Genomic DNA, 14,635 nt, shown 5'->3' with positions numbered 1-14,635 from the left:
ATTGCGCATATCCTCTAGCCTCCCGACTTTGAATCAAGGAAATCATTGATGACAGTTTATTTCGTCCAGGCCTTTATCTACCTGGTGGCAGCGGTCATCGCTGTGCCCCTTGCAAAACGTCTGGGGCTGGGCTCTGTCCTCGGGTATCTCGTGGCCGGTGTGGTTATTGGGCCAGTCACGGGGCTGGTAGGGCAGGAAGCCAATACCATTCAGCATTTTGCCGAGTTTGGTGTGGTCATGATGCTCTTCCTGGTGGGTATGGAACTCGACCCCAGGGCGCTCTGGGCCATGCGTGTGCGCCTGGTCGGACTGGGTGGGCTTCAGGTGGTGCTGACGGCGGCTGCAGGCATGGCAGTGGCCGCATGGTTGGGACTGCAGTGGCAGACAGCCATTGCAGTCGGTCTGATCTTTGCCCTGTCGTCCACGGCGATTGTTCTTCAAACCCTCAACGAAAAGGGATTGGTCAAAACCGAAGGCGGTCGCAGTGCGTTCTCCGTCCTGCTGTTTCAGGACATCGCTGTTATTCCGATGCTCGCCCTCATCCCCTTGCTGGCACTGCCGGAGCTCATGGACGCCACGGCAGGTTCCGACGCCAAGCAAGGTCACCTCAGCCTGGTGGATAGTCTCTCGGGATGGGCTCATGGGCTGGTTGTGGTGGCGGCCGTTGGTGCCGTGATTGTTGGCGGCCATTATCTGAGCCGGCCCCTGTTTCGTTATGTGGTGCAGTCGGGCTTGCGTGAAGTATTCACCGCCACGGCGCTGATGCTGGTCATCGGGATTGCGGCCCTGATGAGTCTGGTAAATCTGTCCCCGGCTCTTGGGGCCTTCCTGGCTGGTGTCGTTCTGGCTAACAGTGAATTCCGGCATGAGCTGGAAGCGAACATCGAACCGTTCAAGGGACTGTTGCTGGGCCTGTTCTTCATCACCGTTGGCGCGGGCATCAACTTCGATGTGTTGTCCGAGCAATGGAGTACGGTGGTGTCACTTGCGGTTGCGGTGATCGCAGTCAAGGCCGCGATTTTGCTCGGCCTGGCGTTGCTGTTCCGGGTTCATGGCAGTAATGGCTGGCTGTTTACGTTGTCCCTGGCACAGGCCGGTGAGTTTGGCTTTGTGCTTCTGACCTACAGTGTCCAGAACAACGTGATTCCCATGGAAACGTCACAGGTCCTCTCACTGGTGGTGGCGCTGTCGATGTTCCTGACGCCGTTGCTGTTTATCGTGTATGACCGGATTGTGTTGCCCCGTTATCGTCGTTCACAAAACGACGAGCGCGAGGCGGATACCATCGATGAACAGGCGCCGGTTATCGTCGCTGGTGTTGGTCGCTTTGGCCAGATTGTCTGCCGGCTATTGCGGGCCAATAATGTTCCCATCGTTGCATTGGACCATGAGATCGAACAGATCGAGAACCTCCGGCAGATCAATATCAAAAGTTTTTTCGGGGATGCGAGTCGCCCGGATTTGCTGGAAACCGCAGGCATCGAACAGGCCCGGCTGCTGGTCGTGGCGATCGACGACCGTGACCGTTCAGTGCAGATGGTGGAGCATGTGAAGCAGTTCTTCCCCGGTGTCTGGGTGCTGGCCCGCGCTTTCGACAGAGGCCACGGATACCGACTGCGCGAGGCCGGGGCCGATGATGTGGTGAGTGAAACCTATCATTCGGCACTTGAACTCGGTGGTCATGCCCTGACCGCCATGGGTGTGCACCCGATGCGTGCCCGTCAGATGACCTGGGCCTTCCTCGACAATGAAAAAGCCCACGAGGATGAGCTGTTCGACGCCTGGAAGGAAATCGAGGAGGGCATCCGGTTCAGCCCCCGCTACGGTGAGTTATTCATGAAGCTGGAAGAAGCACTCAGCAGTGCCATGCAGAGTGATTGGGATGAGCCGAAGCAGGAGGATGTCCCTGTCTGGAGACCGCCTGAACGCTGACATGGAGGCATCGCTGGGCTAAATTATTGTCTGGGCGCCTCGAGAGGTCAGTATGGTTTCCAGGAAAACGCTTGTTGTCTCGGGAATGGTTTTTGCCGGATCCTGCCTGGCCGCCGAATCGGGCCAGGGCGATTGTATTGCCAGCAGTATCCAGCCGGAAGCCATTGATCTGGACAAGCCGAGAGATCAGCTCGCCCGCCAGAACGATCTGATGATTCCCGAGGATGCGCGCATCGCCAGCATCCGAGTTCTTCGCCGTCCCATCTTTGATACCACCGACCCTGAGCAGGACAACGCGCTCTATCGAACTCTGAACGCGCTCAACACGCCTACCTGGGAGTCCGCCTTGCGGGCCCAGTTGGTGTTTGAAGAAGGAGATGTCTACGAGCCCGAGCTTATCTCCGAGTCCGAGCGGGTGCTGCGCCAGCGTGAGTATTTGACCGCTGCCTGGGTAGGCGTAACCCGGGTTTGTGGCAACGAGGTTGAGGTAAGCGTGCTTACCAGGGATACCTGGACACTGTTCCCGAGCGTGGGGGTATCCCGATCCGGGGGCGAAAATACCACCAACTTCGGGTTGTCTGACCCCAACTTTGCCGGATCAGGCAAGAGCCTCGGCATTGGCTATGCGAAGGACCCGGACCGCACCGAAACCAGTCTGTATTTTGATGACCCGAACGTACTGGGTTCGCATTGGCAGGCGGGGTTCTCGTTCGACGAGAGAAGCGATGGCCGGGGCCGAGGCGCCTACCTTGAGAGGCCTTTCTTCAGCGAGACCACCAACTGGCGTTTTGGGTTGAGCGGCATCGATGACGTAAGGGAAGAATCCCGCTATGTCGGCGCAGAGGCTATTGCCGATTATCGGCGCAGCCAGGAGTTCTTCAGTATCGATGGAGGCTGGCGCCTGGCGGAAAGGGACAGCCGGCAACTGAGGTTGCTCGCCGGCTACCGCTACAATGCACTCATGTTCGACCGTTTGCCCAACCAACCCGATCTCGACATCTTTCCGGACGACAGGACCCTGAGTTACCCCTGGATTGGCTTTGATTACCGCCAGAACCGTTTCCGTGAAATGACCAACCTGACCCGGCTCCAGCGGGTGGAAGATGTGCGGGACGGTTTCGTTTGGCGGACCGAGCTGGGCTACTCGGGCAGCGGGTTGGGTGCCACGGAAGACCGGGTGGTTCTGAATATGGATTTCCAGGATGCGCTGCATGCCTCGGAGACCAACTACGCCAGCTATTCCCTCAGCCAGAGCGGCACCTACCGTCTCGACGAGGATCGGGTGGAAAACCTGCTGGGCACAGTGAGCGTTCAGTACTTCCATGGCGGCTCAGAGCGCTGGAACAGTTGGTACACCAATCTCGCGTTCACCGCAGCGCACAATCTGACAGCCGATCAGCAACTGCTGATTGGCGGGGAGAACGGCCTGCGTGGCTATCCCAGCGAATACCAGCAGGGTAACCGCAGGCTGCTATGGACCCTGGAGCGGCGCTATTTCCCGGACTGGCATCCGTTCAAGCTGTTTCGGGTTGGTGGTGTAATCTTCACCGACGTTGGTCGGGCCTGGTTCACTGACGACCGGAACAGTGGGCCGGACGAAGGTGTTCTGAAGGATGTTGGCTTCGGCATGCGGCTGGCGTCCAGCCGCATTGAGGTGCAGCGCATGCTGCACCTCGACTTCGCCTTTCCCCTGGATGGCGACGACAGTATTGATGATTTTCAGGTTCTGTTGCGGGGCAGAAGCCAATTCTAGAGCCCCCGCTCACCAGGTATCGACGAATTTCCCGCCTTCCCCAGACTGAATGCCGGAAGTGGAATTAAGTCCGCGTATCAACCACGCCCGCGTTTCCTGCGGGTCGATCACCGCATCAATCTCCAGATAACTGGCCACGTTGAGTGCCTTGCCCTGCTCATAGGCTTTGGCGACCAGGGTATCGAACATCGTCTGCCTTGATTCCTCATCAGGCTGGGCGGCCAGTTCTTTGGCAAAGCCCAGGCGCACGGCGCCTTCCCAGCCCATGGGCCCGAACTCACCGCTTGGCCAGGCGGCCGTAAAGAAGGGGGTGAGCATGCTGCCCGCTGCCATGGCCTGGGCGCCAAGACCGTACGCCTTACGCAGGATCACGGTGAAGAAAGGCACATTGAGCTTGGCTGCCGCCACGAACATACGCGAGATGTGGCGAATGGTGGCTTGTTTTTCGGCGTCAGGCCCCACCATGAAGCCCGGTGTGTCACACAGTGACAGGATCGGAAGGCCGTGGGCGTTACAGAGCTGCATAAAGCGGGCAGCCTTGTCGCCTGCGCTGGCATCGACCGCTCCGCCCAGGTGGGCCGGGTTGTTGGCGATCAGGCCCATGGGACGACCTTCAATACGGACCAGCGCCGTGATCAGGCCTGGCGCAAACTGGCTGCGGAGTTCCAGGACACTGTCCTGATCGGCCAGGGTTTCGATAACCTGACGGATATCGTAGACCCGCATGCGGTTTTCCGGAATCAGGTGGCGTAGCCGTCGTTGATCGTCGCACTGCCAGTCTTCCAACGTGCCCTGAAAGTACGACAGATATTTCTTCGCCACACTGACCGCTTCAGTTTCGTCCTCGACCAGGACATCTATCACACCGTTGGGCCCCATGACGGAAACCGGCCCCACTTGTTCCGGGCTGAACCGCCCAAGGCCGCCGCCTTCGATCATGGCGGGTCCCGCCATCCCCAGATTGGCGTCTCTGGTGGCAATGATGGTGTCGCAGCAGCCAAGCAGCGCCGCGTTGCCCGCATAGCAACGGCCGGACACAATACCGAGCGTGGGCACGACGCCGGAGAGCCGTGCCATGCCGACAAAGGTATGACAGTCCAGAAATGAAACGCCGTTGGCGTCGGTGTCGGATGGGCGACCCCCGCCGCCCTCCGCGAATAGAACCAGTGGGATTCGCCATTGCTCGGCCAGAGCGAGAATTCGGTCTGCCTTGCGGTGATTCGTCAGCCCCTGTGTGCCTGCGAACACCGTGTAATCGTAGGCCATGGTGGCGCAACGCCCGGTTTCGGGGCCAAATTCGGGCGCGTTTACGGTGCCAATGGCGGTAATCAGGCCATCCGCCGGGCTCATTTCTGCCAGTTTGTCCGCCGAACGTCTGCGTCGCTGTGCCGCCAGTGCAAGAGCTCCGTATTCATTGAAGCTGTCCGGGTCGAGCAAGTCTTCAACGTTCTCACGAGCGGTTCGCTGAGCAGTTTTACGCCGCTTTGCGACCGCGCCCGGTCGGCGCTGGTCAGTCAGCAGGTTATGACGCTCCAGAACCTCGGCGAGATCGGCCCGGATGTACTCCAGATCAACCGTCTCTTCATTCTGAATGCCGCCGGCCTCGACGTCGGCTGGTTCCAGATAGACCAGTGCCTGCCCGTCGTTCACCATTGTCCCTGGTTCTGCGACAACGGTGTGGATGATGCCGGAGTTGGTTGCCGTGACCACAAACTCCATTTTCATGGCTTCAAGCACCGCAATCGGGTCGCCGATGGCGACGGAATCTCCTGGTGTCACATCGATACTGACAACCGTGCCTGAACTGGGCGCTTCAATACCGATGGTGCCCGCAGGCGCGGCGGTGGCGCCGGGACTTTCCTCGACCGCTGAGGCAGATGCATTGCCAAAGTGCAGGTGCGGGTGAGCGGTTTTGGTCGCTTCCGGGATCAAGTGTTTCAGGTTGTCTTCGACAAAGCGGGTGGTAACAGCCCAAGTTTCCACGCCGGAATGGCGGACCAAATTTTGCAGCAGACCAATATTGCTGCTGACACCGGTTAGCCGGAACTCGCACAGGGCGCGATAAAGCCGCCGAAGTGTTGAAGGGTAATCGCTACCATGGGCAACCAGCTTGGCGAGCAGAGAGTCAAACGAGGGGCTGATGGTGTAACCGGCGTAACCGTAGCCATCGACCCTTAAACCCGGGCCAGACGGTGGCTCGTAGGTGCTCAATGTGCCGGTAGCGGCGGTGGCATGACCATCGGCGTGGAGCGTTTCGCTGTTGATTCGCGCCTGAATCGCAAAGCCCCGCACGTGCGGGGCCGACTCAAGAGCCAGATCAGTGAGGCTTAGGCCGCCAAACAATTGCAGCTGGGTTTGAACGAGATCAACGCCGGTGATCTCCTCGGTGATGGTGTGCTCTACCTGGATGCGGGGATTGGCTTCCATGAAATAGAAATGGCCGGGGTGATCCTCGTCCACCAGAAACTCAAAGGTGCCGAGACCACGGTAGTTAACGGCGCCGGCCAGTTTCAGGGCGCTGTCGATCATGGCATCCCGAATCGAGGCGTCCAGTAAAGGACTCGGTGCAATCTCGATCAGCTTCTGATTTCGCCGTTGCAGGCTGCAGTCGCGCTCCCAGAGGTGACTGACGGCTCCGGTACCGTCGCCGACTATCTGGATTTCGATGTGCCTTGCCCGAGCGATCAACTGCTCAACGTAAAGTGAGCCGTTGCCAAACGCCGCCTGAGCCTCGGACTGGCAGCGCTGAAAGGCCTGATCGAGCTCTGTTGCGGCGTGAACCGCCCGCATGCCGCGGCCGCCGCCACCGGCAATCGCTTTGATCATCAGAGGCCCGTGCTCGTCCAGGAAGGCGCGGGCCTCGGTGAGGTTCACCGATCTGTTGATTCCCTTTATCAGGGGAACCTCGCAGCGCTCTGCCAGGGCCCTGGCAGCCGACTTGTCACCAAACCCCTCCAACACGTCGGGCGAAGGGCCAATAAAGATCAGCCCGGCCTGTTCGCATGAGCGGGCAAAACCGGCGTTTTCCGCCAGGAATCCGTAGCCAGGATGGATCGCCTCGCAGCCATGGGCCTTTGCGACGTCTATCAGTTGCGCTCCATCCAGGTAAGCCTTTACGCCATGGCCCGTTAAAGCCACCGCCTCATCGGCCATACGGGTATGCAGGCTGGCGTCGTCGTCTTCAGAGAATACGGCCACAGACCGCAATCCCAGTTCGCTGCAGGCTCGGGCAATGCGGATCGCGATTTCGCCGCGATTGGCAATCAGTACGGAGCGAAAAGTCATGGTGCCTTGTTCCCCGGGGTGTGATTTTTATTTTGGGCGACAGAAGCCACCATCCTAGAAACGGCATCCGGATCAGGCAAATGAATTTGTTTGAGGGTTGGTTATGAATGCGCTTGATGACTCAGGTTTCAGGGCTCGTTGGTTTCGTTCTGTTGCTTATCCGGAGCCCCAGGATAACCACGAGGGCGCCAAGCCAGATGCCAACTGAGTAGCGCTCGTTGAACCAGATTACGCCAATCAGTAACCCGAACATGGCGGCGACTGCGCCGAGCTGACTGTAGAAAACCGGATTGGAGCGACGCTGTAGTTCAAAGGCGCAGAGGTAGGTCAGCGCAGTTAAAAGGCCCTGCAGAATGACAATACCAAGAAGGTAAGATCCTGTGCCTACGGGAAAAATGGGCGTCCCTGCCAGACCTGCAAACAGACCAAGTGTCATAGCTGAAGCCAGCAATGTGCCTGCTGCGAGGACCATGGGCTTTACTGCATCAGGCCATGCCACTGAACGGTAGACGTTACCGATAGACAGCATGGCTGGGATGATCAGGCCCATGGCGAACCAGAGAAGGTTCGGGCTGCTGATCTCAGAATGACGTTGCAGCACGATCCAGGCGCAGGCAATGACCGCAATCGATAGCCCGGCCAGTTTGATCCAGCTGCGTTTTTCGAGCCCCATGCCAGTGGCGATCAGAAACGTAAATATTGGTGGCAGGGCATACATGATGCCCGTGAATCCTGCCCCCAGTTTTGTCACCAGATAAAACCCGATGACATTCGGGACCGCGATGCCGGTCAGACCGCTGATAAGAAAATAGCGGCTCAGGCGACGTTCCAACAGAGAGCGGCGTTTCTGGGAGAATACCAGCAGAACGGATCCTGCAATAAGCGTTTGCCAGAAAGCATAAGTGACGGCCGGCATACCCTGGGATGTTGCGGCTTTTGCCAGCGCCAGCATCAAGGCGATCAGGAATCCATTGGCCAGCAGGAGGCCCCAAACTGCGGCCTGGGGCGGGAAAAGCGAACGCTGCATAGAGGCTATCATCACTAAGTGCTCCGGGTTGTGAGGGGCATTAACGTGAGCCAGTTTGCCGTAATTGATTAAGTTGATAACTGGGCGCATTCGAACAATACTTCTTCCAAATCGGAAATAATCAGGAGCGTTCAGTGGCCACCGACAAGCTGGTAGCGATGAACATCTTCAGGCGCGTGGCGGAGCTGGGCAGTTTTACCCGGGCTGCGGATGACCTGGAGATCACTGCGGCGACGGTCAGCAAACACATTGCCTTTCTGGAGCGGGATCTGGATACGAGGCTGATCAACCGAACCACTCGCCGAATGAACCTGACCGATGCGGGGTTTGCCTTTCTCAAGCGTACCCAAGCCCTTTTGGATGAACTGGAAGACGCAGAACTGGAGGCAAGAGGGTTTCAGGCGGAGCCAAAGGGGACAATAAGGCTGAATGTGCCAATGTCTTTCGGGCTGACCCACATCTCAGAGGCTATCGACAGTTTTCTGAACCGCTTTCCCGAGATCGATATCGATTTGCAGCTCAGCGATCGGATGGTCGATCTGGTGGAGCAGGGCGTTGATATCGCCATCCGGGTTCGCAGTTCCCTGGCGGATTCGAGCCTGATGGCCAGACCACTCAGAAAGTCCAGGAACATCGTTTGTGCATCACCAGAGTATCTGAAGGATGTCCCGGAGGTTCATGCCCCATCGGATCTGGCCGGGCATAATTGCTTGACGTTTACTCTCCATGACAGGCCGAGGGTTTGGAAGCTCGGTGATCAGGAAGTTATGGTCAGTGGCAACTTTCGAACAGACAGCAGTCTGGCAATCCGCCAGAGTCTTTTGAGTGGGGCTGGTATCGGTTACCTCCCACGCTTTTTGGTGCAGGAAGATATTGAATCAGGCTCCTTGATTCCTCTGCTTCCCGACTATCCACCCGAACCCTACACTGTATTTGCCCTTTTCCCACCCGGGCGTAAGCAACCCACGAAAGTCCGTCTGCTACTTGATCACCTCGATCAGCATCTGGGAGAGAAGCCGTACTGGGAATAGCGGCAATCTCGCGGCTAATCTTCTTTCTTTCCTTTATTGTTTCCGTTTTGGAAAATATATAGTTCTGTTCAGTCTGTTTTTTGGGCGTTTACGCACCCCTAGAGTTGCTACTTCAACCTGAAGGAGGCAACTCTATGAACCATCGCACTGCAATTTTCCAATCCACCTTTCTTGCCACTATTCTGGCACCGGCCATTGTGTTGGGCGCTGATGTGGCTTCGAGCCCCTGGGGGCCGAATGATGAAATTGGCCGCCTGAACATGATCACCCCGGAATCGCGAAAAGCGGCGCTCGATAACCTGAACCCAGAGAAAACCTATGACCTGAGTGTCGAGTATTACATCGGGATGCCCAGTTGGCAGGCAGCAGGGGATCCACATTTCCAGATGTGGATGACCCATACCCCTAAAGGCACCCAGGTGGACGACCCTATGTCGGTAGGCGACAAGATGAACGCGCATGTCAGTTATACCGGCTCAGCGTTTTCCATGTATGCGCATACCGGTACCCATATTGACGCGCTCAATCATTTCGGCCTGAACGGCAAAGTCTGGAATCATTTTTCCGCTGATGAGCATTTGGGCGACCGGGGTTGGAATCGGACAGGCGTTGAGAAACTGCCGCCGATTATTGCCCGGGGCGTGCTGCTGGATATTCCGGCGGCAAAAGGCCTTGACGAGCTTTCGCCCGGCTATCGAATTACGCGGGAAGATATCAAATACACGTTGACCGTTCAGGGGACCGATATTGCCCCGGGAGACGTGGTGCTGATTCGCACCGGCCGCATGCGGCATTACAGCGATGGAAGCCGCTTTATGACCAATGCGCCCGGGCTGGGAATGGATGCGGCGCGCTATTTGGCCGGAGACAGACAGGCATTGTCGCTGGGTGCTGACAATCTCAGCTTTGAGGCATTTCCTTCCGAAGACAGCGAAAACTACGTGCCCGTGCACACCTACCTGCTGGCACAGCAAGGAGTAACGATTATGGAACTGGTCAACCTGGAGCAGCTGGCAGAAGACAAGGTGTACGAGTTCGCGTTTATTGGAACACCCCTAAAGATTCGTGGCGGAGACGCCGCGCCGTTGCGGCCCATTGCAATACCCTATACCTCTACTCGTTAATCGCCGGTCTTTGATTCTTTACTGGAGATTTCACTATGAACATTCACGAAGCCCTGGACTGGCGTTACGCCGTCCGCGAATTTTCGCCCGAGAAGCTTGGTGCCCATACGGTGGAAACACTGGTTGATGCGGCTCGCAAGAGCGCCTCTTCTTATGGACTGCAGCCCTATAAAATTCTGGTTGTCGAGAGCAAGTCGGTTCGGCAGGATTTGCTGGCCTACTCTTTTGGCCAACAGAAAGTGTTGGACTGCTCTCACTTGATTGTTTTTGCGGCGCAAACGGATATTGGTGACCACACGGTCGACAGGTATGTCACGCAGTTTGTGAAAACCCGCGACGTACCTGCCCAGGATATCTCCGGCTATGTGGCGCACATGAAAGAGGCGCTTGCAGCCAAATCCCGAGAAGAAAAGCGGGTGTGGGCGCACCAGCAGGCCTATATTGCCCTGGGGACCCTGCTCACTGCGGCAGCTTCAATGCGAGTAGATAGCTGCCCGATGACCGGTTTCGATCACCAAGCCTACGATGACGTACTTGGACTGGCAAAACTGGGCCTTGAGACTACTGCCATCGTTGCTTTGGGTTACCGCAGTGCCCGTGACCGAAGTTCAGGCTTACCGAAAGTGCGCTTTGATTACGGCGATATGGTGATCAGCGTGTAAGTGATACCCGGTCGATTTGGTAGTCTGGCTGGTGTTCCTTGTCTATAGGGTATAGGTTCGGAAGAACGGCAACACATTTTCGAGCTTACTGCCGTTCAAGAGGAGCACCAGCTCTATGAAGGTTTTTTCCAACCCGGTTGGTTCCGGAAATCTGTGGTTTGACAATCTCACCACGGCACAGGGCACACCGGTCGCGTACGATCCACAGGCCAGGTCTTTCGTTCCGATGCCGCCCTTTTGCGCGAACCGGGACATCATCGGCTGCAACTGGATTGCGCCTGAACAGGGGGCCTTCTGTCGTTCCTGCGCGATGACTGCTCTGGCGCCCGACCCCAATATTCCTAACGCCATGCCCAATTGGGCCGAGACAGAAGCCTCCAAGCGCTGGGTGCTGGACAACCTCGGCCGTTGGCACTGGTTTCGCCCTGAGGATCCGGGCACGCGCCCGGTTTTCCACATGTTGGCCGAGGGGCTGACCCCGGTTGCCATGGGGCACGCGAACGGCGTGGTAACCATCAGCGTCGCAGAGGCGGATCCCGTGGTTCGTGCCACCCGACGGCAGGCCCTGGACGAACCCTATCGAACCATGGTCGGCCATATGCGCCATGAAATCGCCCATATGCTCTGGTGGCGCCTGAGCTTGCGTGAAGACTTTCTGGATGCGTTCCGGGAGATGTTTGGTGATGAACGCGCCGATTATCCGGCGGCCCTTGAACATCACTATCACAAAGGTCCGCCGGAAGACTGGAGGCTGTTCTATCTCACCAGCTACGCCTCGGCACACCCGCACGAGGACTGGGCGGAGACTGCGGCACACCTGCTGCACCTGACGGACATCACCGACAGCCTGGTGTCATCCGGTCTGACCTCGCCCGAGGTGCCGAGACAGGGGTGGGATCCCTACTCGGAGCCCGACACGGCCATGCTGATCAATGTTGCTGCGTCACTGGCCATCCGGGTTAACCATGTGAACCGCTCCATGGGACTGTCTGACCTGTATCCGTTTGTCCTGTCCGAAACGGCGCAGCGCAAGCTTGCGTTCGTGCACGACTGGTTGCGCCGCGGGGCCCAGGGCCTCTAGTCCAGGTGAGCGCCGGTCAATCAGGCCGGCGACACGCCAAAGAGCCACTGGTGGGCCCACACCACCATAACCACATACACGGCAAGGCCGCCAACGATCGCAATGACGTCATTAGCTTTGGTGGCTGGCAACGTGGTGATGGCGCGCTGGGTTCTGCGCTTCATGGATATCCGGTCGGCTACCGCCCAGGCAAGGAAGGAGCCGAACAGCAGAAGGTCGTGGAGCATCCCGTTCGCCAGAAGGTGAGCCAGAGCCCAAAGTTTGACGGCAATGAGCATGGGGTGCTTCAGTTTTGCCTTGATCTTTCCCGGGAGGTAGGTGGCAAACAGCAAAGGGAACACAGGCACCAGAAGCAGGAAGGCCACATGCTTGAGCCAGGCGGGCGGCATGTAGATCAGCGTCGGATCCATCCGGGCGGCGCCGTAACCCCAGACGATCAGAACCAGACCGACGAGGGACACCACGGAATACAGTCCTTTGAAGGCTCCTTCGCCCATGGACGCGTTCAGTCGGTTGCGCAGGGGCTCGTTTATGATTGAAAGCGAATGCACGCCCAGAAACAGAATGAGACCAACGATCAGTGTGGTCATTTGCAAAACTCCTTTTGGCTTGAGCGACAGGGTTGTCTGATTGGCAGGGCGCTTTCCTTGGAAAGCCCATTTGGTTGAAATCCAGATAAGTATAGGAAACCGGGACAGCAGATGCCTGAGCGTTTATGATCGGCGATCTGATTCACCGGATTGAAAAGGCGCCCATGAAGTTTCCCACGGTCACTGTTGTACTGGTATCTGCCGCCCTGCTGTTTGTTCTATGGGACCAGACCCGTGAACAGCCCGACCCCATCGATGCAAACCGCCTGACCAATCTCCGGGCCAATCCTGTGGAACTCAGTGCCGCAGTCGACTGGATTTTCACCCAGATTCCGGACTTCTGTTCAGACGCCACGGGCGAGGGCAGTGGCACGAAGGTTCACGCTGATTGCGTCGAAAAAGCCGAGGCAAGAACCTCTACTTGCCGCCGGATGCTTTATGATCGATTCCCGAGTGTTGTTGCTTCAGAGGCGACTTTCCGGGATGTTTCGCTCACGGCGATGGCGTGCCTTGTGCCCCGTTCAGGCTTGGTAAAGTAGGCTGCATTCAACCGATTTTTGGATAAGACGTGTGTCAGCATTCCGAGGTTATCTGGGTCACCGTGCATTCCGGATCGCCGAAGGAATCGTATTCGACATAGCAGCCGGGGCCCGCGCCAGATCCTGCAGGCAAAGAAAACCCTACACGGGTGTACTGGTTGTCGACGAAGGTCTCCAGGGAGGAATCGTTGGCGTCCACCGAGATGTAATCAAGCATTGTTAGCGTATCATCCGCCTCGGCGCGGCTTTCTGGGCACAGGTTGCGCCAGTCGACTTCCGAGCGGCCCGCTTCAGTTTCTATTACATAGTTGGTCTGTATTCCGCCGGGATTGCTGGCTGCTGGGGACAGCCCCTGTGCATAGGCTTTGCTTCTCACTATTCCTATTGTGCTTTTCATCGTGCCTTCCAGTGAATCCAATGCCGCCAGGCGGGCATCGGTTGAGAGGTCCGAAAATCGTGGCAGTGCAAAGGCGGCCAGAACTCCAAGAATGACAACGACGAGAACCAGTTCGATCAGCGTAAACCCGTCTGCATTCGGCTGTTTTTCGGGGCGAGTTGCGATGGCCATGGATAGTGCTCGTCTGAAGGCTTTGATAAACAAAGCATTATTTCATGAAGTCTGAAGCGGATCCATGTTGCTTCATTGATCGGATCCTGAGTGGGATCGATAGCCTGAAGGGCTGACTCCGAACCTGGACTTGAACGCCCGGCTGAACTGACTGGAATCATTGAAGCCGCACGAGAGCGCAATGGCGGTGATTTTGTCTCGGCTGTTCCGGAGCCGGTCTCGGGCCAGGATTAATCGTTGCTCCTGGACATATTGATACGGCGCACAACCGAAGGTAGCCCTGAAAAGCCGGGCAAAATGATAGGGGCTCAGGTTGACCCAACTGGCCATGTCGGCAAGCGTTAATGACTGATCCAGATGAGCGTGGATGCGTTCCTGCAGCATTCTGCGGTACCGAAATGACAACTGCCCCGTGACTTCCGGCAGTGTCTGTCGGACGCCGGAATGGCGACTGACAACCTGGAGAAGGAGCCATTGTGCGAGGTGGTCCATGGCCATGGTCTGGCCGGGAGCCTGCCAGTCGCTGAGTGCCAGTAGCTTGCCGGCCTGGGCGAGAACTGGATCCTCGGCGTGGTACAGCTCGGAAAGCTGACGCTTGTCCGGATCGGCATTCCAGGTCTGTTCGGCGCATCGAGCGACGTCCAGATCATTGAAATAGAGATGAAAAAATTCGAACTGTCCGCTGATTTGCCAACTTGAGCGGCTACCTGCCGGGAACAGGCAGACGGCGCCCGGAAAGCCCTGGCTTACAACCTTTCCGTTCAATACCCTTCGGGCCTGCTCGCCCTTGTCTATGTAGATGCTCAAAGCATGGTGTCTGGGCCGCTCGTAACGCACTTCGCCCTGACGATTCTGCCATTGCGCCAGAGCCCGCCCCTGATCCAGTTCAAGCATTCGCTGCGGAGCGACGCCAGCCGTTCTCAGGGTATCGACAATGTCGCGATTGGCCGGCTGCAATTGCTTTGGGCATTCGGGCATGGGTTCGGAATCAGTCTGCATAGGGAGCCTCCGCAAGAATCATCCATGGTTCAGCAGGATCTGAC

General features: G+C 57.5%; 12 protein-coding genes. 7 read left to right on the top strand and 5 right to left on the bottom strand.

Annotation, left to right across the window (positions count from 1 at the left end):
• Positions 1–48: 48 nt before the first annotated feature.
• Both HP15_RS13675 and HP15_RS13670 read left to right on the top strand, forming a co-directional pair.
• Positions 49–1,932: a monovalent cation:proton antiporter-2 (CPA2) family protein gene (locus tag HP15_RS13675; protein ID WP_014578017.1), complete on the top strand. Its 1,884-nt coding sequence runs from the start codon at positions 49–51 to the stop codon at positions 1,930–1,932.
• A gap of 52 nt (positions 1,933–1,984) precedes the next feature.
• Positions 1,985–3,685: a BamA/TamA family outer membrane protein gene (locus HP15_RS13670; RefSeq protein ID WP_014578016.1), complete on the top strand. Its 1,701-nt coding sequence runs from the start codon at positions 1,985–1,987 to the stop codon at positions 3,683–3,685.
• A 9-nt stretch (positions 3,686–3,694) separates the two neighbouring features.
• Here HP15_RS13670 and HP15_RS13665 read toward each other — a convergent pair whose 3' ends face one another.
• Both HP15_RS13665 and HP15_RS13660 read right to left on the bottom strand, forming a co-directional pair.
• Positions 3,695–6,970 (bottom strand): carboxyl transferase domain-containing protein, encoded by a 3,276-nt coding sequence (locus HP15_RS13665; protein WP_014578015.1) that lies wholly within the window; start codon positions 6,968–6,970, stop codon positions 3,695–3,697.
• A gap of 121 nt (positions 6,971–7,091) precedes the next feature.
• A complete protein-coding gene (locus HP15_RS13660) occupies positions 7,092–7,997 on the bottom strand; it encodes a DMT family transporter (RefSeq protein WP_008172364.1) in 906 nt (301 codons plus the stop codon).
• Between the two features lie 134 nt (positions 7,998–8,131).
• On the opposite strand from HP15_RS13660, the gene HP15_RS13655 reads away from it, so the two are divergent.
• From HP15_RS13655 to HP15_RS13640, 4 genes are all read left to right on the top strand, one after another.
• Positions 8,132–9,028, top strand: a complete 897-nt coding sequence (locus tag HP15_RS13655) for a LysR family transcriptional regulator (RefSeq protein ID WP_014578014.1) — start codon at positions 8,132–8,134, stop codon at positions 9,026–9,028.
• A 134-nt stretch (positions 9,029–9,162) separates the two neighbouring features.
• The gene (locus HP15_RS13650; protein WP_014578013.1) at positions 9,163–10,152 is read left to right on the top strand and encodes a cyclase family protein; all 990 of its coding nucleotides are present in this window, start codon (positions 9,163–9,165) and stop codon (positions 10,150–10,152) included.
• Between the two features lie 35 nt (positions 10,153–10,187).
• A complete protein-coding gene (locus tag HP15_RS13645) occupies positions 10,188–10,814 on the top strand; it encodes an NAD(P)H-dependent oxidoreductase (protein WP_014578012.1) in 627 nt (208 codons plus the stop codon).
• A gap of 115 nt (positions 10,815–10,929) precedes the next feature.
• A complete protein-coding gene (locus tag HP15_RS13640) occupies positions 10,930–11,895 on the top strand; it encodes a zinc-binding metallopeptidase family protein (RefSeq protein WP_014578011.1) in 966 nt (321 codons plus the stop codon).
• A 20-nt stretch (positions 11,896–11,915) separates the two neighbouring features.
• Here the strand turns inward: HP15_RS13640 and HP15_RS13635 are convergent, their stop codons facing one another.
• Positions 11,916–12,485, bottom strand: coding sequence for an NnrU family protein (locus HP15_RS13635; RefSeq protein WP_014578010.1), 570 nt, complete (start codon positions 12,483–12,485; stop codon positions 11,916–11,918).
• Positions 12,486–12,610: 125 nt separating this feature from the next.
• Here HP15_RS13635 and HP15_RS13630 point away from each other — a divergent pair, with 125 nt between their 5' ends.
• Positions 12,611–13,024: a hypothetical protein gene (locus HP15_RS13630; RefSeq protein WP_014578009.1), complete on the top strand. Its 414-nt coding sequence runs from the start codon at positions 12,611–12,613 to the stop codon at positions 13,022–13,024.
• Between the two features lie 34 nt (positions 13,025–13,058).
• Here HP15_RS13630 and HP15_RS22925 read toward each other — a convergent pair whose 3' ends face one another.
• Both HP15_RS22925 and HP15_RS13620 read right to left on the bottom strand, forming a co-directional pair.
• Positions 13,059–13,592, bottom strand: coding sequence for a prepilin-type N-terminal cleavage/methylation domain-containing protein (locus HP15_RS22925; RefSeq protein ID WP_014578008.1), 534 nt, complete (start codon positions 13,590–13,592; stop codon positions 13,059–13,061).
• Positions 13,593–13,664: 72 nt separating this feature from the next.
• Positions 13,665–14,591 carry a helix-turn-helix domain-containing protein gene (locus tag HP15_RS13620; protein WP_014578007.1) on the bottom strand — a complete coding sequence of 309 codons (927 nt, stop codon included), beginning with the start codon at positions 14,589–14,591 and terminating at the stop codon, positions 13,665–13,667.
• Between the last annotated feature and the right edge of the window lie 44 nt (positions 14,592–14,635).

Source organism: Marinobacter adhaerens HP15, assembly GCF_000166295.1.
Lineage (GTDB): Bacteria > Pseudomonadota > Gammaproteobacteria > Pseudomonadales > Oleiphilaceae > Marinobacter > Marinobacter adhaerens.
Note: the sequence above shows the minus strand (reverse complement) of the source record. Positions and strands in the feature narration are given on the sequence as shown.